The organism is Clostridioides sp. GD02404, assembly GCF_045898275.1.
GTDB lineage: Bacteria > Bacillota > Clostridia > Peptostreptococcales > Peptostreptococcaceae > Clostridioides > Clostridioides difficile_A.
Map to the genome: position 1 here is coordinate 57,077 of NZ_JBJOCA010000010.1, position 25,907 is coordinate 82,983.

The 25,907-nt window shown below is 29.0% G+C and carries 22 protein-coding genes and 1 other annotated feature; of the genes, 21 read left to right on the forward strand and 1 reads right to left on the reverse strand.

Annotated features, from left to right (window positions below):
- Positions 1-21: 21 nt before the first annotated feature.
- From Q3287_RS08020 to Q3287_RS08120, 21 genes are all read left to right on the forward strand, one after another.
- Positions 22-741, forward strand: coding sequence for a phosphatase (locus Q3287_RS08020; protein ID WP_407963828.1), 720 nt, complete (start codon positions 22-24; stop codon positions 739-741).
- Positions 742-761: 20 nt separating this feature from the next.
- Complete coding sequence (locus Q3287_RS08025; RefSeq protein WP_407963829.1) at positions 762-1,208, forward strand: hypothetical protein; 447 nt, start codon at positions 762-764, stop codon at positions 1,206-1,208.
- A gap of 157 nt (positions 1,209-1,365) precedes the next feature.
- Positions 1,366-1,613: a binding site (T-box leader), on the forward strand.
- Between the two features lie 127 nt (positions 1,614-1,740).
- Positions 1,741-3,483 carry a 2-isopropylmalate synthase gene (gene leuA, locus Q3287_RS08030; RefSeq protein ID WP_407963830.1) on the forward strand — a complete coding sequence of 581 codons (1,743 nt, stop codon included), beginning with the start codon at positions 1,741-1,743 and terminating at the stop codon, positions 3,481-3,483.
- A complete protein-coding gene (gene leuC / locus Q3287_RS08035) occupies positions 3,440-4,717 on the forward strand; it encodes a 3-isopropylmalate dehydratase large subunit (RefSeq protein WP_054276154.1) in 1,278 nt (425 codons plus the stop codon). Before leuA ends, leuC begins: the two co-directional genes overlap by 44 nt.
- Before the next feature lie 14 nt (positions 4,718-4,731).
- Positions 4,732-5,223, forward strand: a complete 492-nt coding sequence (leuD, locus tag Q3287_RS08040) for a 3-isopropylmalate dehydratase small subunit (RefSeq protein ID WP_054269535.1) — start codon at positions 4,732-4,734, stop codon at positions 5,221-5,223.
- Positions 5,224-5,229: 6 nt separating this feature from the next.
- The gene (leuB, locus tag Q3287_RS08045; RefSeq protein ID WP_054269536.1) at positions 5,230-6,300 is read left to right on the forward strand and encodes a 3-isopropylmalate dehydrogenase; all 1,071 of its coding nucleotides are present in this window, start codon (positions 5,230-5,232) and stop codon (positions 6,298-6,300) included.
- Positions 6,301-6,581: 281 nt separating this feature from the next.
- Complete coding sequence (locus Q3287_RS08050) at positions 6,582-7,097, forward strand: PaaI family thioesterase (protein WP_054269537.1); 516 nt, start codon at positions 6,582-6,584, stop codon at positions 7,095-7,097.
- A 351-nt stretch (positions 7,098-7,448) separates the two neighbouring features.
- Complete coding sequence (locus tag Q3287_RS08055) at positions 7,449-8,525, forward strand: alanine--glyoxylate aminotransferase family protein (RefSeq protein ID WP_021383755.1); 1,077 nt, start codon at positions 7,449-7,451, stop codon at positions 8,523-8,525.
- 238 nt (positions 8,526-8,763) lie between these two features.
- Positions 8,764-9,705 (forward strand): D-2-hydroxyacid dehydrogenase, encoded by a 942-nt coding sequence (locus tag Q3287_RS08060; protein ID WP_054269538.1) that lies wholly within the window; start codon positions 8,764-8,766, stop codon positions 9,703-9,705.
- 30 nt (positions 9,706-9,735) lie between these two features.
- Positions 9,736-10,986 (forward strand): DUF1015 domain-containing protein, encoded by a 1,251-nt coding sequence (locus Q3287_RS08065; RefSeq protein WP_054269539.1) that lies wholly within the window; start codon positions 9,736-9,738, stop codon positions 10,984-10,986.
- Between the two features lie 628 nt (positions 10,987-11,614).
- Positions 11,615-15,157: a diguanylate cyclase domain-containing protein gene (locus tag Q3287_RS08070; protein ID WP_407963831.1), complete on the forward strand. Its 3,543-nt coding sequence runs from the start codon at positions 11,615-11,617 to the stop codon at positions 15,155-15,157.
- A gap of 183 nt (positions 15,158-15,340) precedes the next feature.
- Complete coding sequence (locus Q3287_RS08075; protein ID WP_407963832.1) at positions 15,341-17,275, forward strand: YgiQ family radical SAM protein; 1,935 nt, start codon at positions 15,341-15,343, stop codon at positions 17,273-17,275.
- Between the two features lie 111 nt (positions 17,276-17,386).
- Positions 17,387-18,382, forward strand: a complete 996-nt coding sequence (locus Q3287_RS08080) for an ABC transporter substrate-binding protein (RefSeq protein ID WP_054276158.1) — start codon at positions 17,387-17,389, stop codon at positions 18,380-18,382.
- On the forward strand, positions 18,354-19,139 hold the full coding sequence (locus tag Q3287_RS08085; protein ID WP_407963833.1) for an ABC transporter permease: 786 nt from the start codon (positions 18,354-18,356) through the stop codon (positions 19,137-19,139). The genes Q3287_RS08080 and Q3287_RS08085 overlap by 29 nt, the downstream gene beginning before the upstream one ends.
- Positions 19,127-19,825: an ABC transporter ATP-binding protein gene (locus tag Q3287_RS08090; protein WP_054269544.1), complete on the forward strand. Its 699-nt coding sequence runs from the start codon at positions 19,127-19,129 to the stop codon at positions 19,823-19,825. Before Q3287_RS08085 ends, Q3287_RS08090 begins: the two co-directional genes overlap by 13 nt.
- 122 nt (positions 19,826-19,947) lie before the next feature.
- Positions 19,948-20,421 (forward strand): Cys-tRNA(Pro) deacylase, encoded by a 474-nt coding sequence (gene ybaK, locus Q3287_RS08095; RefSeq protein WP_054269545.1) that lies wholly within the window; start codon positions 19,948-19,950, stop codon positions 20,419-20,421.
- A 195-nt stretch (positions 20,422-20,616) separates the two neighbouring features.
- Positions 20,617-21,456 carry a fumarate hydratase gene (locus Q3287_RS08100; protein WP_054269546.1) on the forward strand — a complete coding sequence of 280 codons (840 nt, stop codon included), beginning with the start codon at positions 20,617-20,619 and terminating at the stop codon, positions 21,454-21,456.
- A gap of 12 nt (positions 21,457-21,468) precedes the next feature.
- Positions 21,469-22,017 carry a Fe-S-containing hydro-lyase gene (locus tag Q3287_RS08105; RefSeq protein ID WP_407963834.1) on the forward strand — a complete coding sequence of 183 codons (549 nt, stop codon included), beginning with the start codon at positions 21,469-21,471 and terminating at the stop codon, positions 22,015-22,017.
- Between the two features lie 66 nt (positions 22,018-22,083).
- Positions 22,084-23,265 (forward strand): NADP-dependent malic enzyme, encoded by a 1,182-nt coding sequence (locus Q3287_RS08110; protein ID WP_407963835.1) that lies wholly within the window; start codon positions 22,084-22,086, stop codon positions 23,263-23,265.
- A gap of 216 nt (positions 23,266-23,481) precedes the next feature.
- Positions 23,482-23,868, forward strand: a complete 387-nt coding sequence (locus tag Q3287_RS08115; RefSeq protein WP_054269549.1) for a GNAT family N-acetyltransferase — start codon at positions 23,482-23,484, stop codon at positions 23,866-23,868.
- A gap of 149 nt (positions 23,869-24,017) precedes the next feature.
- Complete coding sequence (locus Q3287_RS08120) at positions 24,018-24,281, forward strand: zinc ribbon domain-containing protein (RefSeq protein WP_054276162.1); 264 nt, start codon at positions 24,018-24,020, stop codon at positions 24,279-24,281.
- A 583-nt stretch (positions 24,282-24,864) separates the two neighbouring features.
- Here the strand turns inward: Q3287_RS08120 and Q3287_RS08125 are convergent.
- The gene (locus Q3287_RS08125) at positions 24,865-25,707 is read right to left on the reverse strand and encodes a S1 RNA-binding domain-containing protein (protein ID WP_054269551.1); all 843 of its coding nucleotides are present in this window, start codon (positions 25,705-25,707) and stop codon (positions 24,865-24,867) included.
- Between the last annotated feature and the right edge of the window lie 200 nt (positions 25,708-25,907).

A 25,907-nucleotide genomic window follows, 5' to 3' on the forward strand; every position in this document is an offset into this window, starting at 1 on the left:
AAAATATCAGGAGGAAACTTAATGAAAAAGTCTATTATAGATGTACATTGTCATACCTTAATAAGTGGACATGCACATAGTACTTTTAAAGAAAATGTCGAAGAAGCAGTTCATAAAAATATAAAGTATCTAGGAATATCAGACCATGGGCCTAATATGCCAGGAGGGCCACATCCATTTTATTTTTATAATTTACATCTACTTCCACGAAAAGTACAAGATGTAAGAGTCCTTAGAGGAATAGAAGGAAATATAATGGATTATGATGGAAATTTAGATGTTCAGGAAGATATGTTACAGCATCTAGACTATGTAATTGCAAGTCTTCATAGACCTTGTATAATTTCAGGAACAAAAGAAGAAAATACAAATGCTATTTTGAATGTAATGGATAAACCTAAAGTAAAAATAATTGGTCATCCAGATGATAGTAGATATCCTTTAGATTATGAATCTATAGTAAAGAAAGCTAAAGAAAAAAATATTCTTTTGGAAATAAATAATTCTTCATTAAGTTCAAACTCTCATAGAACTGGAACTTGGGAAAATGCAAGTCACATGTTAATGTTATGTAAAACACATGGGGTAAGAGTGATTCTTGGTACAGACTCTCATATATGTTATTCTATAGGTGAATTTGAAAATGCAGAGAAAGTTTTAAAATCAATAGATTTCCCAGATGAATTGGTCATAAATTATCATGAAGATGAAATTATAGAGTTTTTTGATATAAATTTTTAGAATCGTGGGAGTGAAAAAATTTGAGTAAAAATAAGTTTATCTATATGAATTATTATGACAATGGCTATTTTAAAAAAGGAATGGTTATATATATGCTTTTAGCACTTGTAATTTTAGCTACAATTTTTATATATTCAACCAAAATCTTATATCTTTTATGTATAGTAATAGCAGTTTTTCTTTTTAAACAAGGACGTGATTTTTTTAATAAATATGAGGGAAAAGTGTATCTTACTCTTGATAATCATTCAATATTAATAAATAATCAATGTATATTCAGTATAAAATCCCAAAAAAATCAAAAGTTTAACTATAAAATAATAGAAAAAATAGAAGTGGTAAAAAAAGTATTAAATATATATACAGATGATTCTAATTATAAAATAAGATTGAGTGCACTGAGCTTTGAAGATGAAAAAAAATTATTAAATATCATAGACGAAAAGTTGAAAAAATTTAAGGGATAACACTATACTGTTTTCAATAGTTAGCATGGTTTATAAAATTACTTGTTAAAAATAAAAAATAAAAAAATATAGATATTTATTTTTTTTGTGTTGACAATATATTTTAATGTGTATATAATAACTATTAAATCAAAATATTTAGAAAATTTAAATGATTAAAAAAGCGATGAATAGAAGCAGTAAGAACAATGAAACTTTCAGAGAGCTAAAGTATGGTGTGATTTAGTAGTTGATAGTTCTGAACTTGTCTAGGAGCTGTTTCCTAAGATTTATGTCTTAGGATAATCGGAGTAATTCCACGTTATAGGAAATATAGTCATTATAATTATTTATGTTGGCTATTACTAAGAGAGCTTTTTAGAAAGCTAAATAGAGTGGTACCGCGAGCAAAACCTCGTCTCTAATTTTACTAGAGATGGGGTTATTTTTATTCTAATGATAAAATTAATATTTATTCTTATGAATTAAATGGGGTAGGATTGCGTCGATATAAGGTATACTGGATACAAAAAACATAAAAGGGGGAAATAACATGAAATATGGAAAGTATAAAAAGTATGGAAAAATGCAAATAGAAAATCGTAAATGGCCAGACAAAGAGATATTTAAGGCTCCAATTTGGTGTAGTGTTGATTTAAGGGATGGAAATCAATCACTACCAACACCTATGAGTGTAGATGAAAAAGTCAGAATGTTCAAAATGCTTTTAGATACAGGATTTAAGGAAATAGAAGTGGGATTTCCATCAGCATCAAATACAGAGTACACATTCTTAAGAAAATTAATAGATGAGAATATGATTCCAGATGATGTAACTATACAAGTTCTTACACAATCCAGAGCTCATCTTATAGAAAAAACATTTGAATCAATAAGAGGGTGTAAGAAAGCAATTATACATTTATATAATTCTACATCAGTTCTTCAAAGAGAAGTAGTCTTTAATATGAGTAAGCAAGAAATAATAGATATAGCAGTTGAAGGGGCAAAATTGTTCAATGAAGAGATAAAAAAATATCCAGAGACAGAGTTTACTTTTGAATATTCACCAGAAAGTTTTACAGGAACAGAAATGGATTATGCACTTGAAATATGTGAGGCAGTGATAGATATCTGGAAGCCAACTCCACAAAAGAAAGTGATAATAAATCTTCCATCAACAGTGGAAATGGCAACACCAAATGTATATGCAGACCAAATAGAATGGTTTTGTGAAAATGTAAGTTGTAGAGATTCTATCATATTAAGTTTGCATACTCATAATGATAGAGGGACTTGTACAGCAGCAAGTGAACTTGGATTATTAGCTGGGGCAGATAGACTTGAGGGTACCTTATTTGGAAATGGTGAAAGAACTGGGAATATGGATATAGTGAATGTCGGACTTAATCTTTATACACAAGGAATAGACCCAGAGTTAGATTTTAGCAATATTGATAAGATAAGAGAAATATATGAGGGATGTACAAAACTTGTAGTCCATGATAGACATCCATATGCAGGGAATCTTGTACATTGTGCTTTTTCTGGTTCTCATCAAGATGCTATTAGAAAAGGCATGATAGCAATGAAAAACAGAGCTAATGATTACTGGGAAGTTCCATATTTACCAATAGACCCTCATGATATAGGAAGAGAATACAAAGAGATTATTAGAATAAATAGCCAATCCGGAAAAGGAGGAGCTATTTATATAATGGAAACAGATTATGGATTTATGATACCTAAGAATATGCATTCTGATTTTGGAAATGTAGTAAAAATGGAATCTGATAGAATAGGGGAAGAGCTTAGCAGTGAAGCAATATTTAACTTATTTAAGAAGGAATATATTGATGTTGAGAGTCCTTATAAAGTTAAAAAATATAAAATAAAATCAATGGATGAACTAAACTATGAAAATGATGATTCTAATGATACTAATATGATTGAGATGACCGCAAGAGTAACTTACATGGGAAATGAACAAAGAATTGTTGGTATAGGAAATGGACCTGTAGATTCATTTAATAATGCATTAAAAGAATGTGGCATGAAAGATTACAAATTCAGATACTATTGGGAGCATGCATTAGAAGAAGGCTCACATTCAAGAGGTGTCGCTTATGTAGGGATAGAACACAATGATAAAGTCTATTTTGGTGTAAGTATATCAGAAAATATAAATACAGCAGCTATTAATGCACTTATGAACGCGATAAATAAAAGTTATATTGAGGAGGAAGTAAAAGATGGGGATGACTATGACACAGAAAATCTTAGCAAAACATGCTAATTTAAATGAGGTTAAGAAAGGGCAGCTAATTGAAGCAGATTTAGATATAGTTTTAGGAAATGATATAACATCACCAGTAGCCATTAGAGAGTTCGAAAAATTAGGTATTGAAGATGTTTATGATAAGACTAAAGTAGTAATGGTCTTAGACCACTTTGCACCTAACAAAGATATAAAAAGTGCAGAGCAATGTAAGTTTACAAGAAGTTTCGCGAAGTCAAAAGGCGTTATAAATTTCTTTGATGTAGGAGAGATGGGAATAGAACATGTTCTTCTTCCTGAAAAAGGGATAGTAACAGCTGGAGATGTAATTATAGGTGCAGATTCCCATACTTGCACATATGGAGCCTTAGGAGCATTTTCCACTGGAGTAGGCTCAACTGACATGGGAGCAGGTATGGCTACAGGAAAATGTTGGTTTAAGGTACCTGGAGCAATAAAATTTATATTGAAGAATAAACCAAATAAATGGATAAGTGGTAAAGATGTAATACTTCATATAATAGGTAAGATAGGAGTTGATGGTGCACTTTATAAGTCAATGGAGTTTTGCGGAGATGGAGTAAAGTATTTATCTATGGATGATAGATTTACTATTTGTAATATGGCAATAGAAGCAGGTGCTAAAAATGGAATTTTTTCAGTAGATGATAAAACTATGGAATATATAAATTCACATAAGTGTACAACAATAACGAAAGATGTAAGTGTATATGAAGCAGATGAAGATGCTGTTTATGATGAAGTATATGAAATTGATTTAGCTGAATTAAGAGAGACAGTAGCTTTTCCTCATCTTCCTGAAAACACTAAAACAGTAGATGAGATTGATAAAGATATAAAGATAGACCAAGTTGTAATCGGTTCTTGTACAAATGGAAGAATATCAGACCTTGAAGTAGCGGCTGAAATCATGAAAGGTAAAAAAGTAGCAGATGGAGTCAGAGTAATGATATTCCCTGGAACTCAACAAGTATATCTTGAAGCTATAGAAAGAGGTTATATCACTACATTTATAGAGGCAGGAGCAGCAGTTTCCACTCCAACTTGTGGACCTTGTTTAGGAGGTCACATGGGAATACTTGCATCAGGAGAAAAATCAATTTCAACAACAAATAGGAACTTTGTAGGAAGAATGGGGCATGTTGATTCAGAAGTATATCTTTCAAGCCCAGCTGTAGCAGCAGCATCAGCTATAACTGGTAAAATATCAAAACCATCAGAGATAATTTAAAGGAGGTAAAGTTTATGATTGCTAATGGAAGTGTTTTTAAATTCGGAGATAATATAGATACAGATGTAATAATACCAGCTAGATATTTAAATATAGCTGATTATAAAGAATTAGCTATGCATTGTATGGAGGATATTGATGATAAATTTGTTTCTAAGGTAAAAAAAGGAGACATTATAGTTGCCACTAAAAACTTTGGTTGTGGTTCATCAAGAGAACATGCTCCAATTGTAATAAAAGAAAGTGGAGTATCCTGTGTAATTGCTTCTACTTTTGCTAGAATATTCTTTAGAAACTCTATAAATATAGGGCTTCCTATACTTGAATGTGAAGAGGCTGCTAACAATATAGAAGAAGGAGATAATATAGAAGTAGATTTTTCTACAGGTGTCATAAAAAATATAACAAAAGGAAAAGAGTATAAGGCAGAACCATTTCCTGAGTTTATGCAAAATATTATACTAAATGAAGGCTTAATCAATTCAATAAAAGTAAACAGGGGGTAGTGGGTTATGAATTATAATATAGCAGTCATAAAAGGTGATGGTGTTGGACCAGAAATAATAGAAGAAGGTATAAAGGTTCTAAATAAAATTTGCTTTAAATTTAACCATAGATTCGATTGTGAATATGTATTAGCTGGAGGATGTGCTATAGATGAAACTGGAGAGGCCTTACCAAATAAAACTGTTGAAGTTTGTCGAAAAAGTGAGGCTGTATTACTTGGTGCTGTTGGAGGTCCAAAGTGGGATAAATGTAAGGGTGATATAAGACCAGAAGCAGGTCTTTTAAAGTTAAGAGAGTCATTGGGATTATTTGCTAACTTAAGACCAGCTACAATGTATGAAAGTATAAAAGAAGCTTCACCACTTAGAGCAGATATAGTTGAGAAAGGCATTGATTTTATTGTTGTGAGAGAGTTAACAGGGGGCATTTATTTTGGAGAACGTGGAAGAAAAATTATTGATGGCATTGAAAATGCTTATGATGTAGAGACATATAACGAGAATGAAATAAGAAGAATTGGAAAAAGAGCTTTTGAAATAGCTAGAGATAGAAAAGGAAAACTTATAAGTGTGGATAAGGCAAATGTGCTTGAGAGTTCAAGACTATGGAGAAGTATAATGGAAGAACTAGCTAAAGAGTTTGAGGATGTAGAGTTATCTCATATGTATGTTGATAATGCTGCGATGCAAGTTGTAAGAGACCCTAGTCAGTTTGACGTAATAGTAACTAATAATATATTTGGAGATATAATATCTGATGAAGCATCCATGATTACAGGTTCTATAGGTATGTTACCATCAGCATCACTTAGAGAAGATAGTTTTGGTATGTATGAGCCAATACATGGAAGTGCACCTGATATAGCAGGAAAAAATATTGTAAACCCAATTGCAACTATTCTATCTGTAAGCATGATGCTAAGACATAGTTTTAATTTAGAAGAGGAAGCTAAGTGTATTGAAGATGCTGTGCAAAGTGTACTTAATAAAGGCTATAGAACTAGTGATATTTATAATGGTATGGGAACTGTTGTAGGAACTAAGGAAATGGGCGAATTAATAGTAAATGAAATTTAGAATTATAATTTAATTTATATAATACAGATTGAATGTATGATTTGGGAAATTAGTAAAAAATCTGTTTTAATATAGTTTATTTTTAGAGCACAATATGGTTTTGAGTAATTTTAATTACATAAAACCATATTGTGTTTTTTTAGAAAGTAATACATAAGATTAAAGTCATCATATCGAAATAGTCTATTTTTAGTATTAGAAGTTTGCAGGTATTTAATTAATATTATATAATATATTTTAGAATTATTTAATATTAAGCAACTATCAATGTAGGTTAGGAGATGGATTTTTTGGCAAAGTATAAGGTTTTAAAGAAGCAAAATAGTAGCAAATCTTGTTTAGTTTGTGGAACACAAAATGAACTAGGACTTAAAGCAGATTTTTATGAACTTGAAAATGGAGAACTTGTATCAATTTGTAATACAAAAGATTGGCATCAGAGTTATCCAGGAAGAGTACATGGAGGTATGTCTGCTGCAATATTGGATGAGACTATTGGAAGAGCTGTAAGTATAAATGATGACCAAATTTGGGGAGTGACAGTATCTTTAGAATTGAAATATAAAAAGCCAGTGCCAACGGATGCGACTATAAAAGTTGTTGGAAGAATAACTAAAGAAAATAGGAAATTGTTTGAAGGTACAGGTGAAATCATTCTACCAAATGGAGATGTAGCAGTGACAGCAACTGGAAAATATATGAAAATGCCTATTGGTCAAATTTCAGAAGGTGACTTTTCTGATGAAGAATGGTTTTTTGAAGAATCAAAAGAAAATGTAGAATATATTGAACTTTAATTAAAAAAAGTTTATATCTAAAAAACATAAAATTAAAAAATTCTATAAAAAATATAAAATAAAAATAAATTAGCTATACTAAAAAGATTTCTCTTAATAGCATTAAATTTACATATCAAAAAAATTAATTTACATAGCTAAAAAGTCTATTTTTTTTGAGAGTATATTTCAGAATATTCAGACTTGTGATGATGTGCAAAATGAATGATTTCATAAAATATATAATAAAAATTATATATAAAAAATAAATTTTATGTTGACATAGTTAATTCAGCTTGATATTATAGTTATTAAAAATAAGGACAGTAAAAACGCTATCCATATTACAAACTAAAAAAGGGGGGAATTATAATGAGTAAGAAATTATTTATTCCTGGTCCTATTGATGTTAAAGAAGAAGTCTTGCAAAAGATGGCTACACCAATGATAGGACATAGAGGAAAAGATGCATCTGTACTCCAAAAGAGTATAAGTGAAAAAATGCAAAAACTATTCTATACAAACAACACGATACTTTTATCCACGTCATCCGGAACTGGTTTAATGGAAGGCTCCATTCGTTCCTGTACATCCAAAAAGGCAGCAGTATTTTCCTGTGGATCCTTTGGTGATAGATGGTACAAAATGGCAGTGGCTAATAATGTCCCAGCGGATATATTTAAAGTTGAATTAGGAGAGGCAACAACACCAGAAATGGTTGATAAGGTGCTTTCTACTGGAGAATACGATTTAATAACTGTAACTCACAATGAAACTTCAACTGGAATAAGAAACCCAATAGAAGAAATTGGAGAAGTTGTTAAAAAGTATAAAGATGTGGTCTACTGTGTAGACACTGTAAGTTCAGCCGGTGGAATAAAAGTCGAGGTTGATAAGATTGGAATAGATATTTGTATAACATCAGTACAAAAAGCACTGGGATTACCACCAGGAATGTCTATTTGCACATTTTCTCAAAAAGCAATCGATAGAGCTAAGCAAGTACCTTTTAGAGGAGTATATCTTGATTTGTTAGCAATGTATGAATACTTAATCAAGAAAAACTACCAATACCCTTCAACACCATCTCTTTCTCACATGTTCGCTTTAGATTTCCAATTAGATAATATATTAGATGAAGGCTTAGATAACAGGTTTAACAGACATGAAGACATGGCAAACTTAGTTAGAAACTGGGCTAAAAAACACTTCCAAATTTTTACCAATGAAAATCACTTATCCAATACACTTACTGTTATAGAAAATACTCAAGGTATTAGTGTATCAAATTTAAATTCAAAATTACAAGAACGAGGATTCCAGATAGCAAATGGCTATGGCGATTTAAAAGAAAAAACTTTTAGAATTTCACATATGGGTGACTATACTGTCGAAGATGTACAAGAATTACTAGATAATATTGATGATATATTAGGTTTTAATAAATAATATTATAAAATTATGTATTTTTAATAGAAATTTATAATATATAGTAGAATATATTTTATAAAAATTACATATTAAATTTTTAACAAAGAATAGGGAAATTTGATATGACTTTAATAAAAAAATATTTTGAAAATTATATAAACAGAAAGTTAAACTAAATAAAGTGTTTTATGGATAAAAATACTTTAAAAAATAAAAATTGGGAAAATTAAGTGAATAAAAATTGGAGGAGTTTGTTATGTATAATATATTAATTACTGATGGAATAGAGAAAGAAGCAGCGAGAAAATTGAGAGAGTTAAATTTTAATGTGATAGAGCAGTTTTATGAAAAAGATGTTTTAGGAGATAAACTTAAAGATGTTGATGTACTTGTAGTACGTTCAGCTACTAAAGTTACTAAGGATGTAATAGATAAAGCATTAGAGGGCAAAAAATTGAAGTTAATAGTAAGAGGTGGAGTAGGATTAGATAACATAGATGTTAAATATGCAGAAGCTAATGGCATAAAAGTTATGAATACTCCAAATGCAAGTAGTATATCTGTTGCAGAGCTTACAATAGGTCAATTATTTGTACTTGCAAGATTCATAAATACTGCAAATGTAACTATGAGAGATGGAAAATGGGAGAAGAAAAAATATAAAGGTACAGAAATTAATGGAAAGACACTTGGACTTATCGGTTTTGGAAGAATTGCAAAAGAAGTTGCAAAGAGAGCCGAACTATTAGGTATGGATGTCATATATACTGACATAATGGGTGAAGCACAAGGCTTTAACAAATATAGATTCTGTGATATGGAAGAAGTTTTAGAAAAGGCAGATTTCTTATCTTTACACATACCATTTGATAAGAATAAGGGGGCAGTAATAACTGAAAAAGAAATAAACAAGATGAAAGATGGTGCTTATTTAATAAACTGTGCAAGAGGCGGTTTAGTTGATGAGAAAGATTTACTAAAAGCATTAGATGAAGGTAAATTATCAGCAGCTGCTATAGATGTTTATGAACAAGAACCTACATTAAATCTAGACTTAGTAAATCATCCAAGAGTTTCTCCTACACCTCATATTGGGGCATCTACAGTAGAAGCTCAAGAAAGAATAGGAGAAGAAATAGTAAATGTGATTCAAGATTTCTTTCTTGACTTTAATAATCTAATAGAGGTAGCATTATAAAATATTTATATAATTAGGGGGAAATGAGTAATGGCAACTATTAAACCATTTAAGGCGATTAGACCAAATAAATATATAGTAGATAAAGTAGCAGCACTTCCTTACGATGTTATGAACAGTAAAGAAGCTAGAAAAATTGCAGAAGGGAATCCATATTCATTTTTGCATATAGATAAATCAGAAATTGATTTAGATGAAGATATAGATTTATATGATGAAAAAGTTTATTTAAAAGCGCGAGAAAATTTAGATGAATTTCGACAACAAGAAATTCTAGTAAAAGATGATAAAGAGTGTATATATATATATAAACAAATCATGGATGGTAGAGCTCAAGTTGGTATAGTAGCATGCATATCAGTTGATGAAAGCTTAAATGGAACAATAAAAAAACATGAATACACTCGACCAGAAAAGGAAATTGATAGAACTAAGCATATAAAATACTGTGATGCTAATACGGGAACTATACTTGTAACTTATAAACATCAAAGATTGATAGATGATATAATCAATGATTTTATGGATAATAATGACCCTTTATACGATTTTGTAACAGATGACAAGATAGAGCATACAGTATGGAAGATTGAGAATGATGATATAATATGTAATTTAGTAGATGAATTTGGGAAATTAGATTATCTATATATTGCAGATGGTCATCATAGGACAGCTTCAGCAGAAAATGTAGCAAAAGAAATGAGAGCTAAAAATCCAAACTATACTGGAAAAGAAGAATTTAATTATTTTATAGCTATGATTGCACCAGATGAGAACCTAATGGTTTTGGATTATAATAGAGTTATCAAAGACTTAAATGGTTTAAGTGAGGAAGAATTTATAAATAAAATAAAAGAAAATTTTGAGCTAGAAGAAATAGAAGGAAAAGAAAAATATAAACCTGACAAAAAAGGAACTTTCGGGATGTATCTAGGCAATAAATGGTACAAAATGGAGGCTAATAAGAATTTATTAGAAATAGAAGACCCTGTTGATTCATTAGATATTTCTATATTACAAGACTATGTTATTGATGCTATTTTAGGAATCGAGAATCCTAGAGTAGATAAAAGAATTGACTTTATTGGTGGTATAAGAGGTCTTGAAGAATTAGAAAAAAGAGTTAATGAAGATATGAAGATAGCTTTTGCAATGTATCCAACTAGTATTGAGGATTTGATAAGAGTAGCAGATGCAGGCAAGATAATGCCAGCAAAATCAACATGGTTTGAACCTAAAGTAAGATGTGGGCTATTTCTACATGAAATAAATGAATAATTAAACAAGGGCTAAAAAGTGAGATTTACACTTTTTAGCCCTTGTTTTTGTTCAAAGTTATATATGATATATAAACACTAGAAGATAATATTTTTAATAATAGTTACCTTTTTTTAGAAAATGGATAATTTTAATATATAGATAGTAGTATTCTATGTTATAATTTAGAATGAAAATTTATGTTTTATAATAATAAATTATATTTTCACACTTATAAAAATGAAAAAATAAAAGGACATTATAATGTTATGCTAGAATTATTATCCGATAATACATATTATTTTTTTTGTATGAAATTAAGGGGATAGTAATTAATTAGAAAAGGAATGAATAATAATGAATATATTACATTATCAGTTTTGATAAATTAAAAATAGAGTTAGAGTTCTTAATATTTATTAAGAGTAAAGTATGAACCAAGGTTTTATAAATAAATCTGAAAGTATGTTGTTTAATTCTAATATAGGAAGAAATAAAATATTTATTAAAAAATCTTAAAAATAGGAATGAATGCAAATGTTTGCAAAATGAATAAAGAATACTCGGTTTTAGTTAAATATTTTTTCTATTTTAAGATAATTTCCTACTGAAGAATTAAATAACATAATTATATAATGAGGATGTGAGTATGATTAACAGACTAAAGCCAAGAATATTAGGTATTAGTATCTTGTTTATTATTATAATTATTTTAACGGGTGGTGCTATTTTTAAGTTCAAGTTTAAATTAGATAATAAGTTAAAGGAAACCACACATACATATTTGTCCGAGTTTACAGAACATAATATAATTAATCTCAAGACAAAACTTAGTGGTCAATTTGACATGCTTGAATCTATTGCTAATTTTATTGGAAATTTGAACAATATAAATGATGAAATGGTAATTGATTTAATGGATTCTAGTGTAAATCGAAGTTCTTTAACTAGTATGACTGTTTCTAGATTGGATGGAAAAAGTTATTCTAATGATGGAATCATCAGTAATATTCAAGATAGAGATTACTTTAAAAAAGCTAAGAATGGGGAAAGGAATATATCAGAGCCTTTAAAATCTAGTATCGATAAAAAAGAAATAATAGTTTTATCAGCACCCATTTATAAAAGTGGGAAAATAGTGGGTGTTTTAAGTGGAATTTATGATTCAACAAAGTTAAATGAATTATTAGGATTATCAGCATTTGATGAAAAGGCAGATGTTTTTGTTGCAAAAAAAAATGGAGATATAATTGCTCAAAGTACAAATAGTAAAATGATATCCTGTATATTTAAACTTTTCAACAAAGATAATTGTAATGAAGTAGATTGTATAAAAACCATAAAAGAAAATATGAAAAATGATAAATCGGGATATTCTAATTATAATTTAGATAATGAGAAATTTATGCTAAATTATCGACCACTTGGGATTAATGATTGGTATGTTTTTTCTGTTGTACCAAATGAAATAGTGTCTATTCAGTCAGAAAATATATCTTATGATGTATATATATTCGCATTGGAAATACTACTAGTTATATTGATTTTCATAGTATACATAGCCTACATTATAAATAATAATACTAGGGTCATTATAAACGAAAAAGAAAAGTTTAAAGCACTTACAGATAATATACTAGGAGGTGTTAAAAACTGTCTGAAAGATGAATATATGACTATGTCATATGTAAGTCAAGGGTTTCTAGAACTTACAGGTTACTCTGATGAAGATTTAAATAGAATATTTAAAAATAAATTTAAAGATATGATTTACAAAGAAGATATAGACAAGTTTAATCGTACTATCCTAAATCAGTTAGAAAAACAAGATAAAATTGAAGTTGAATATAGAATTGTAAAAAAAGATGGAAGTATAATTTGGATTTTAGAGAGAAGTAAATCTATAAAGGATAACAAAGGAAATGAGTGTATTCAGGGAGTTTTAACTGATATAACAGAACTTAAAAAGACACAAGAAGAGCTAAATTCAAAACGATTTGAAATAGAAGCTATTAATAATAATATTGTTGGTGGTATAGTTATAACTGAGATAAATGATGATTTTGACAGTATATATTTAAATGAAGGATATTTAAATATGATTGGATATACACGTAAACAACTGAAAGACGAACTAAATAATAAATTAATAAAACTGATTTTTAAAGATGATAGAAGAGGACTTATTGATAGTATTAATGAACAACTCAAAATAAGTGATACATTTGCGAGTGAACAAAGAATAGAGAAAAGGGATGGAACTATTATATGGATTTTATTAAAAGGTAGAAAAATAGTTTATGAAGATGGGAAATCTGTATTATGTAGTGTTATTGTAGATATTACTTCTGCTAAACTATTAGAACAACAGCTTAAAAAAAGTGAAGAACGTCATGAGATTATTATAAAACAGACTCAAAATATCATAGTAGAATGGGATATAGAAAAAGACCAAATGAATATTTCACCAAACTGGTATAATAAGTTTGGCTATGACCCTATAACCGAAAATGCAACAAAAAATCTAATTAAATCAGTAGATATATATCAGGATGATATGGATAAATTTATTTCATTAATTAAACTTACTTCAGAAGGTAGTGAATATGAAGAGTGTGAAATTAGACTTAGAATTAGGGATACTACTTATGCCTGGTTTAGCATAAAGGCAACAACACTTTTTGATGATAATGGAATGCCTTATAAGGTTGTAGGGAGTTTGACTGATATTGATGAGGTAAAGCGAGAAGCTGAAAAATTGAAAGAAAGGGCAGAAAAAGACCCTTTGACAGACTTATATAATAAAAAAGCATCTCAATCGCTTATAGAAGAGTACATAACATTAGATAAAAAAAGAAAAGGTGCTTTAATGATTATTGATATTGATGATTTTAAAGGAATAAATGACAATTTAGGGCATTTATATGGGGATGCTGTGTTAAGTGAAATTGCAAGTGATTTAATTAATTTATTTAGGGCATCTGATATAGTAGGAAGAATTGGTGGAGACGAGTTTATTGTTTTTATGAAAGACGTTTCTGAAATAAGAGATATTATAAATAAAGCTGAAGAATTGGTTAAAGCCTTTGAAAGGTCTTTTGTAGGGGCAGGAAACAATTATAAGATATCCTTAAGTGTAGGGATTGCTAGATTTCCACAAGATGGTCTGGACTATATGCAGTTATTTAGACGTGCAGACATAGCTCTTTATTCAGCTAAAGGAAAAGGTAAAAATTGTTATACATTATATGATAAAAGAATTGATAAAGCACAATATATAACTAATACAAGAAATACGTATGAAAATGTCAATATAGATAGGACTTTTAAAGAACATATAACAAACTATATATTTGATATACTATATGAATCAAACGATATAGAAATGGCAGTAAACTTAATTCTAGATATTGTAGGTAGGCATTTTAATGTAAGTCGTGTCTATATATTTGAAAACTCAGATGATAATTTAGCTTGTAAGAATACATTTGAATGGTGCAATGAGGGGATAAGTTCAGAAATTGATAACCTTAAAAATATTTATTATGATGATTTAGGCAATTATCTTTTAAACTTTAATGCAGATGGATTATTTTATTGTAATGATATTGATAGTTTGGGTAGTGATGAGAAAAAAATACTTAAGCCACAAGATATACGTTCAATATTACAATGCAAAATTTTGGAGGGTGATGAATTTAGAGGTTTTGTAGGTTTTGATGAATGTTCATATAATCGTATGTGGACTAGTGATGAAGTAAATACACTAACCTTTATATCTAAAACACTTAGTATGTTTTTATTAAAAATGCGTATACAAAACAAGCTAGAAGAGTCTTTAAAGATTCAAAAGTCTGTAATGGACAATATGGATATATGGGCGTATGTTGTTGATAGAAATACTTATGAATTGTTATTTATAAATAAAAAAATGCTTGAGTCAGCACCAAATACTCATATAGGGGATTTATGTTATAAGGCAATCTTAAACAATCAAAACAAACCTTGTAAAAAATGTCCTATGAGGCATTTAAAAGATAGCAGTGATACTTGTAAATCATTTATGCGTAATAAAAAATTTGATATAAATGCAAATATAACTACAACTACTCTGAAATGGTTTGATGGCAAAGATGCATGCTTAATATTTGGGAATGAAGTAAGTAGTTTTGAGCCTGAAGAAAATGTTTAAAATATAGTATTATGAATTTACTTAAAATCACAATTTAAATTTATTAGACTTAAAATGTCTATATAAATTATTTAAGTTGTGGTTTTAAGTATTTTTTGTGATATAATTAAGCGTTAAGAACAAAATAAAAAGATACTTTTGTATGAAAAATATTTGTTAAATATATATTGAGCAGGTGATAATATGGAAAATAAGTTTTTACCAATAAGTAAACAAGACATGATAGATAGAGGATGGGAAGAATTAGATTTTGTTCTAGTTACAGGAGACGCATATGTAGACCATCATAGTTTTGGGACAGCAATAATATCTAGGGTTTTAGAGAATGCTGGATATAAGGTTGGAATAATAGCACAACCAGATTGGAAGACTACAGACGACTTTATGAGGTTAGGAAAGCCTAGACTTGGGTTCTTAGTTAATGCAGGAAATATGGATTCAATGGTTAACCATTATTCTGTTAGTAAAAAACACAGAGATAAAGATATGTATTCTCCAGGTGGAAAAATGGGTTATAGACCAGATAGAGCGACTATAGTTTATTGCAATAAAATAAGAGAAGCATATAGCGATGTTGCAATAATCATAGGTGGTATTGAGGCCAGTTTAAGAAGATTTGCACACTATGATTATTGGAGTGATAAGGTTAGAAAATCTATGTTAATAGATAGTGGTGCTGATTTATTAGTTTATGGTATGAGTGAAAAGCAGATTGTAGAGGTGGCCAATGCACTTAATGATGGATATGACCCAAAATATATTAGACATATTGATGGGACATGTTATGTTGCAGACACTTTGGATGAAATATATGATAAATATATATTAATTCCATCATATAAAGAAATATGTGAAGACAAAATGAAATATGTAGAGGCTTTTAAAATTCAATATGATGAGCAAGACCCATTTAGAGGAAATGTAATTGTTCAACCTCAAGGAAGTAAGTATTTAGTACAGAATAAGCCAGAAAAGCCTCTTAGCAGAGAAGAGTTAGATGAAGTATATGGTTTACCATATCAAAAAACATACCATCCTGTATATGAAAAATTTGGTGGTATACCAGCGATAGAAGAAGTTAAATTTAGTATAGTAAGCTCAAGAGGATGTTTTGGAAGTTGTTCATTTTGTGCAATAACATTTCATCAAGGGAGAGCAGTTCAAAGTAGAAGTGAAAAATCAATTATTGATGAAGCAATAGGAATAACAAATTTAGATGATTTTAAAGGATATATACATGATGTTGGGGGGCCAACAGCTAATTTTAGAAGGCCAGCATGTAATAAACAAATTACTAAAGGTGCTTGTAAAAATAGACAATGTCTATCACCATCACCATGTAAAAATTTAGATGCAGACCATAGTGAGTATCTACATTTACTTAGAGCAGTAAGAAAATTACCTAAAATAAAAAAAGTATTTGTGCGTTCTGGTATCAGATATGATTATGTAATGGCAGATAAAAACAATAAGTTCCTTAGAGAATTGATAGAGCATCATGTAAGTGGTCAATTGAAGGTAGCACCAGAGCATATATCAGAAGAAGTTTTAAAATATATGCAAAAACCAGCAGGAAAAACTTATGATAAGTTTAGACAGAAGTTTTTTGCTATAAATGAAGAATTGGGTAAAAAGCAATATTTAATACCATACTTAATGTCTAGCCATCCTGGTTCAACATTAAATAGTGCTATAGAGTTAGCTGAGTATTTAAGGGATACTCATTATCAACCAGAGCAGGTTCAAGACTTTTATCCTACGCCTGGAACTCTATCTACGACAATGTTTTATACAGGTATAGACCCACTTACAATGCAGCCAGTTTATGTACCTAAAGCAAAACGTGACAAGGCAATGCAAAGGGCTTTATTACAGTATAGAGCACCTAGAAATTATGAATTAGTATATTCTGCATTAGTAGAAGCTGGGAGAGAAGACTTAATTGGTTTTGGGCATAGATGTTTGATAAAGCCAAGAGATGAGAAGCCTTATTTTAATAGAAATAATTCTAAGAAAAATACATCTAAAGGTGTAAATAAAAATAAAAGAGCCAATACAAATAACAAAACTAATAAGAATCAACAAAAAAGTTCAACTAAGAAAAAGAAAAGATATTAGAAGATAATATAAATAAAAAGATTTAAATAAGAAGGATAATTCGATAAATTAACAGAAATTAATATAAATAAATATAATTATTTTATAAGATGTTAGCTTTGGGAGGAAAAGATGAAAAAGTATATTTCTATAATATTATTAGTAGTATTCGGTGTGACTTTTTTGGTAGGATGTTCATCAGAGCAAAGTAAATCTCCAAAAAAAGAGTTATCAGTTGTTAAAGAAGTAAAAGTAGCTGTTCCAGATGGATTACCAGCAGTAGCAATAGCTAAACTTGCAAATGAAAATCCAGAAATTAAAGAGGGATATGAAACAGAGTATAGTATTGAGAAGACACCAGAGGCAATCTCTACGAGAGTGATGAAAAAAGATGTAGATATAGCTATAGTTCCATCAAATATGGCTGCAATAGCATATAATAAAACTTCATCATATAATATCGTTGGTACTGTAGGAATGGGTTCACTTTATTTAGTATCAACAGAAAATATAAAAGACTATTCTGATTTGCTTGGTAAAGAAGTTGGATGTACAGGTAAAGGGCTTACTCCAGATATAACTATGAAGAGTATTTTATTGCAAAAGGGTATAAGTTCTTCAGATATAAAGTTCAATTATGTGAATTCAGCAAGTGAATTAGTACCATTATTGGCTACTGGTAAAATTACAACAGGTATTGTTCCAGAACCTGCACTTAGTGCTTTGATGTCTAAAAATCCAGATATAAAAATCATAAAAAGTTTAAATGACTCATGGAAGGAAATGAGTATCTCAAAAGGGGGCTATCCACAATCTACATTAATTGTAAAATCTGAGTTCTTAAGAGATAATAAAGATTTTGTTGATTCTTTTGTAGGTCAATTATCAAATAGTATAGATTGGGCAAATAAAAATCCTGAAGAATTAGGTGCATATTCTGAAAAAATAAAAATATCTACTGAATCAAAGATAATAGGAAAAGCTCTTGAAAGAGCTAATTTAAAATATATTCCAGTTAAAGATATGCTTGAAGACTACAAAAACTACTATGATAAATTGGCTGATTTTGATGATAAGACATTAGGAGGCAAAGTACCTGATGAAGCAATATACTCTGTTGAAAAATAAAAAAAATAAAGAACAATTTATAGATAAATTAGAGGTAACACTTTCTTGTGTTATCCTCTTATTTTTATGGCAAATTATTGCTTTGAAAATTGATAATGATATCTTTTTGCCAACAGTAGTTCAAGTATTTAATAGTATTAAAGAAATCATACTTAATTCTAATTTCTATATAGACATACTTTATTCTATGGGAAGATGTTTTTTTAGTTTTTTATTTGCTATGGTTTTTGCTATTATATTGTCAATAATGTCCTATTTAAGTAGATTTTTTAGAAACTTATTAAAACCAATTAATGCTTTAGCACGTTCAATACCAACTATGATATTGGTAGTACTTGCACTTATTTGGTTTGAAAAAGATAGCACGCCTTTTATAGTTGGATTTGCTATAGTTTTTCCTATATTATATGATAACGTTTTAGGTGCTATATTTAATATAGATAAGAATCTATTAGAAATGGCAAGTGTATATAAAATAAGATTTATAGATAAGGTACTAAAAATTTATTTGCCAGCTATAAAATTTCAAATTATATCTATACTAGTGTCAACATTTTCTTTGAGCTTGAAAGTTGCTATAGCAGGAGAGGTCTATAGTCAACCTACATATGGTATTGGAACTATGATACAGACTGAAAAAATTAATTTTAATACATCTGGAATATTTGCATGGATAATTATCGTTCTATTAATTTCTGCCATTTTACAAATAACTCAAAAGTTTTTAGCAAGGAGAGCTTTTTTATGGAAAAGATAAAGTTGAGTATTGAAAATATAAATAAAAGGTATGACAATCGTATTATATTTGAAAATTTTAATATTGATTTTTATGTTAATGAGGTTAACTGTATTCTTGGAAAATCTGGCTGTGGAAAAACTACACTTTTGAACATAATAAGTGGAATTATTAAAAATGATACTGACAATCTAAGTATCAAAGAAGAATTGAATAGAGTAGAAAATAAATTAGAAGCTAGTTATATATTTCAAGATGATAGACTTATAGACTGGTTAACAGTAGAAGAAAATATAAAGATAGTCGTAAATAGATACTATAATAAGGTTCAACTAAATAAAATTTGTGATGAGTATTTAGAATTAGTTGGAATTAGCGAATATAAAAAGTTCTATCCACAAATGCTTAGTGGTGGTCTTAGACAAAGAGTAAACATTGCCAGAGCGTTTATATACCCATCAAAAAATATTATAATGGATGAACCTTTTAAATCTATTGATGTAAAGAATACACAAATTATAATGGATAATTTTAAAAAGATACTAAAAAAAGAAAAGAGAACTGTATTATTTGTAACTCATAATATAGAGGAAGCATTATTTTTAGCAGATAGAATATTCATTTTAGGAGATTCTCCAATTAGAATAAAAAAAATATTAAAAAATTCTAATGAATTGGAAAAAAATGAAGTCTTGAAGTTGATATAGAGTTATAATAATATTGTCATTTTAAAATATACTTATTTAAAATCTATAAGGCTGCGTTAAAATAGTACAGAATATTCGAAAAGATGTGTAATGTTCGTATTTTATAAAAGGGAAGTGAATGTATGGTTAAGACTAATGCTATGAGAATATTAGATTCAAATAAGATTGATTATAAAGTAATGTCTTATGAAGTGAAAAGTGAACATGTAGATGGTGTTGAGGTAGCACATGATATAGGAAGAGATGTAAATGAAGTGTATAAGACTCTAGTAACTCAAGGAGTTAGTAAGAATATATATGTATATGTAATACCAGTACATGAAAATTTGGACCTAAAAAAGGCCGCAAAGGTAGCTAAAGAGAAAAGTGTGGAGATGATTCATGTAAAAGATATAAATAAGTTTACAGGATACATTAGAGGAGGATGTTCTCCTATAGGTATGAAAAAGCTTTATAGAACTTTTGTAAATGAAAGTGCAAAAAATCTGGAGACGATTATTGTGAGTGCAGGAAAAATAGGCTATCAAATAGAGCTGTCACCATTTGATTTACAAAAGCTTATACAGGTAGAATTTGTAGATGTAATAAAAAAATAAGCATTACATATAAAATATAGAGATTATGTGCTTAATAATAGGATATATATTGTTTATAACATTAATAATAACTCTTAAATAAATATTCAGTTGCTTATATGTAATTATACAAAAATATTGAGAAATTTTAAGAATAATGGTAAAGTGTAAGTGTAATCACGAATATTTTTTATAAAGTAATGGAGGGATGTTCGATTGAGGAAAATAAAATCTGAACAAATTGTTGAACATGTAAAAAAACTTTGTATAGAAGCAAGTCTATATTTAGGAGAAGATGTTCTAAGTTGTATAAAAGAAAGAGCTAAAAGTGAAAAGAGTGAAGTTGGAAAAAATATATTAAATATATTAGTTGAAAATGCTGAAATAGCAAAAGAAAAAAATATACCAATATGCCAAGATACTGGTATGGCTGTATTTTTTGTTGAATTAGGACAAGATGTTGTAATTGAAGGAGATACACTTACTGATGCTATAAATGAGGGAGTAAGACAGGGGTATGAAGAAGGATACTTAAGAAAGTCTGTTGTAAGTCCTATTAGCAGAGTGAATACAAAAGATAATACACCAGCTATTATCCATTATGAGATGGTAAAGGGTGATAAGGTTAAAATAGAGTTTGCAGCTAAGGGATTTGGAAGTGAAAATATGAGCAAGATGAAAATGTTAAAACCTTCAGATGGTTTAGAAGGTATTAAAAAATTCATAATAGATACAGTTTCAGAAGCTGGACCTAACCCATGTCCTCCTATGGTAATTGGAGTTGGTATAGGAGGAACTGTGGATAAATGTGCTCAAATAGCTAAAAAGGCACTTTTTAGAGAACTCGGAGAATTTAATAAAGATGAAAATATAGCTAAACTTGAGAGTGAATTATTAGCATCTATTAATAAGCTTGGTATAGGGCCTCAAGGATTGGGTGGAACTACAACAGCTTTAGGCTTAAATATAGAGACTTTTCCTACACATATAGCAGGTCTTCCTGTTGTTGTAAATATAAACTGCCATGCATCAAGACATAAGAAGGTAGTAATTTAGGAGGAAAATAAAATGATAAAAATAACTACACCTGTAAGTGAAATTGATATAGCTAAATTAAATTGTGGAGATACTATTAGTTTGAGTGGTATACTTTATACAGCAAGAGATGCTGCTCATAAAAGGCTGATAGATTGTATAAATAAAGGTGAGGAATTGCCTTTTGATGTATATGGTCAAGGAATATATTATGTAGGACCGACTCCTACAAAGCCAGGAGAAGTTATAGGAGCTGCTGGTCCAACAACTAGCTATAGAATGGATGACTTGACTATACCTCTTTTAGAAAGAGGTCTTAGACTTATGATAGGTAAAGGAAAAAGAAGTGATGAAGTCATAGAAGGGATGCAAAAATATGGAGCAGTTTACCTTGCTGCAATAGGTGGAGCTGGGGCATATATTTCAAATTCAATAAAATCATGTGAAATTATTGCATATGAAGATTTAGGAGCAGAAGCTATGAGAAAGATTGTAGTAGAAGACCTTAAGCTTACAGTAGCTATAGATAGTTATGGAAATAATATATATGAGCAAGGTCGAGCACTTTATGAATGCAAATAAAGTTTATAAATTTATATGAATATCAAGATTAAAAAATAGTTGTATATAATTTAAGGAGGAAAATTGATGTCTAAGGATTATGCAAAATTGGCATTAGAAATGCATGAAATCAATAAAGGAAAAATAAGTGTAGAGAGCAAGGTGGAAATTAAAAATAAGGATGATTTATCAACAGCATATACGCCAGGAGTTGCAGAGCCTTGTTTAAAAATACATGAAAATAAAGAAGATGTTTATAGATATACTTCTAAAGGAAATCTAGTAGCAGTAGTTAGTGATGGAAGTGCTGTACTAGGATTGGGTGATATTGGAGCAGAAGCATCTATACCTGTTATGGAAGGTAAGGCTATATTATTTAAACAATTTGCAAATGTAGATGCCTTTCCTATATGTCTAAAGACTAATGATGTAGATGAGATAGTTAAATCTATTGAATTGATGGAACCAGTATTTGGAGGAATAAATTTGGAAGACATATCTTCTCCAAGGTGCTTTGAGATAGAAGAAAGACTAAAAAAATCTTTAGGTATACCTGTATTTCATGATGACCAACATGGAACAGCAATAATTGTTGCAGCGGCTATAATAAATTCAATAAAATTAATTGAAAATAAAAAAATAGAAGATTTAGAGATAGTAATAAATGGAGCAGGAGCTGCTGGTATAGCTATAGCAAAGATACTACTTAATATGAATGTTAAAAATATAATATTATGTGATAGAAGTGGTGCATTAGAGGCTAGTATAGAAAATCTAAATTATGTTCAGAAAGAAATGTTAGAAGTAACCAATATAAGAAATGAAAAAGGTTCTTTAAAAGACATTATAAAAGGAAAAGATGTATTTATAGGTGTTTCAGGTCCAGGAGCTCTTACAAAGGAAATGGTTGAAAGTATGTCTGAAAAGCCAATAATACTAGCAATGGCAAACCCTACTCCAGAGATAATGCCAGAAGACGCAAAACTAGGGGGAGCATTCATAATGGGAACAGGTCGTTCAGATTTCCCTAATCAAGTTAATAATGTCTTGGCTTTCCCTGGAATATTTAGAGGAGCACTTGATGTTAAGGCTAAAGAGATTAATGAAGAGATGAAGATAGCTGCTGCATATGCAATCGCCAATACTATAAGCGATGAAGAGATATGCCCTGAATATATATTACCAGATGTATTTAATAAAAATGTTGTAAAAAATGTTGCTGAAGCAGTTAAAGAAGCAGCAATAAAAACTAAAGTAAATAGAATATAAATTTTTATATGCTCATATATCCTTATTTTATCGGATATAGGGGCATTTTTATTATAGGCTTATACTGATATATCCTTACCTTTACATACATATCTTTATGATTAAACGTGTTAGAAAATGTAGGCATGCTGATTTTTATTGTTGTGTCTATGTGGGAATGATATAATGTTAATATTATAAATTAATAAATTTAAATTTATGGAGGTGCAAGAGATAATGGAATATAAAGTTAATGACCAAGAACTTAATGCCTCAATGTTTATACCATTCGTCAATAGGATATGGCCAGGAGATTATGATATGGATGAAACACAGACTGCATTATCAAAAACTTTGAATATAACTGCTTATAATGATAAAGTGCTTGTAGGATGTCTGCGAATTCTTTCAGATGGTTATTATTTTGGAACAATTACAGAATTGCTTGTTCTTCCAGAGTATCAGAAACAAGGCATTGGTAGCAAGCTTTTTCAGCTTGCCAAAGAGAATACCCCAACTATGCTATATTTTGGTGCACAGCCAGGAGTAGAAGAGTTCTATGAAAAAAATGGATGTCAAAAGAGTCTACAATCCTACATAATAAAAAAGAAAGATAGTTATTAAAATTCCAGCTTTCAATCACCTTAAAAGTACAATATTTTAGTGGAATTATTTCATTTTTTATTATTAATATGACATAAACATGTCATATTAGTATTGATATAATTTGAATATGGTTAAGAGCCAAAGAAAAGTACAAGGAGTGATTTAAAATGGAAGAAATTAAATTTTGCCAATGTTGTGCAATGCCAATGGGACAAACTGATGAATTATATGGGACAAATAAAGATGGAAGTAAAAGTACTGATTATTGTAGTTATTGTTTCAAAGATGGTGAATTTACAGCTGATGTAAGCATGGAAGAGATGATAGAGATTTGTGTACCTCATATGATTCAAACTAATAAGGATATGACTGAAGATGAAGCAAGAACAATGATGAACAAGTTCTTTCCGACATTAAAGCGTTGGAAGTAAATTTATACAAAATTAATAATAAATATATTGATTCTGCATACATTAGTAGGTTTATTTATAATGTATTAGGTAAGTTTACAAGGAATTATATGCAGAAGAATATGATATTAATAACAAGTGGTATGCTTCATAGCATACCACTATTTGTTGGTTTAGAGTTGTATGTTTAAATCTACATTATTCTCAAATTTCAAAGTATAAAATATATTTTTTCTACTCTATTTCTCTAGCTATGTCTTTTTCTACCTCAAGATTTATTTGATTAAGAGTCTTTAGCCAATTATCCAGAAATTCTAGTGAAGATAAGTTTCCTTAATAACATTAACAGATAAGGAGTTATCAAATTTTCTGATAATCTTAATGTACTTTATTAGAGAATTATCTTTTTTTATTTTTAACTGAATTAAATCCATGTGTATTTCTCCTAAATAGTTAAACTTAAAAAATCGAAGTAAATAGAAAATATTTTTCATTTTTACTTCGATTTTTTATTGTGCAAATTTTATTGAGTTCAATACTTTTTTACAAAAATAATGTAGTTACAATCAGTATATAGTAGTATAAGAATTTAAATCTAAATATTCTACTTTAAATAAGTTCCTTCTTCATCTTGATAGATTAATCCTTTTTTCATAAGTACTCCAAGAGCTCTTTTAAAATTCTTTTTACTTGAATTAAATAATATAGAAATATCTTTAGGGTCAGATTTATCATTAAATCTCATATATCCATCAGAACCTTCTAAATAACTTAAGATTTTATTTTCTAAAGTATCAAGTTCATCTTTTCTATTTCCTCTAGGAGAAAGACCTAGTTTTCCATCTTCATATACCTTTATAACGTGTAAATTTTCAAGAACATCGCCAGTTTTTAATTCAGTAAAGTATTCATTATGAAGTATTACACCAGCATATTTATTATCGACACATATCATGGCAGAATTATTAGTTTGGAATCCATATACAATTCCAGTTACAACATCTCCAACATTGTAAGTATGGTCTGTTGATAAATACGAATCTATATCTGTAGTGGCAGCAATTCTTTTACTTTTATCTAAATATATATAAAATAAATATTTTTCATCTCTAAATAATGGATAAGTTTTAGCTTTAAAAGGAACTAATATGTCCTTAGAAAGTCCCATATCTATGAAAGTTCCAATATCTGTATTGTCAACTACTTTCAAGTGTGCTACATCTCCAACCTTAGCTAAAGGAGGAATTAAAGTGGCAGCAGTTCTATCATCAGAATCTTTAAATATGAAAACATCTACCTCATCACCTATATTTATTTCATTTTTTCCAATTAGTCTATTATGAAGAAGTATATCGTCTTTTGTATTATTAGTCTGTCCATCCAAAAAATATCCAAATTCAGTTTTTCTTTTTACCGTAAGTTTATTAAAATCACCTATGTTTATCAAATCAAAATCATCCTCTCATTTTATATTTATAATTTAGCCATAATATACTTATATAGTAGTTTTTCACAGTATATGTATTAGTATTAGTGAAATTTGTAATAAATAATGTAGTTATCTATGTATTTTGCAATTCTCTAGCTTCTTATATAGTATAAACTTCAATTTCTTTTTTGTCTTTAGATTTTACTAAAATTTTTACA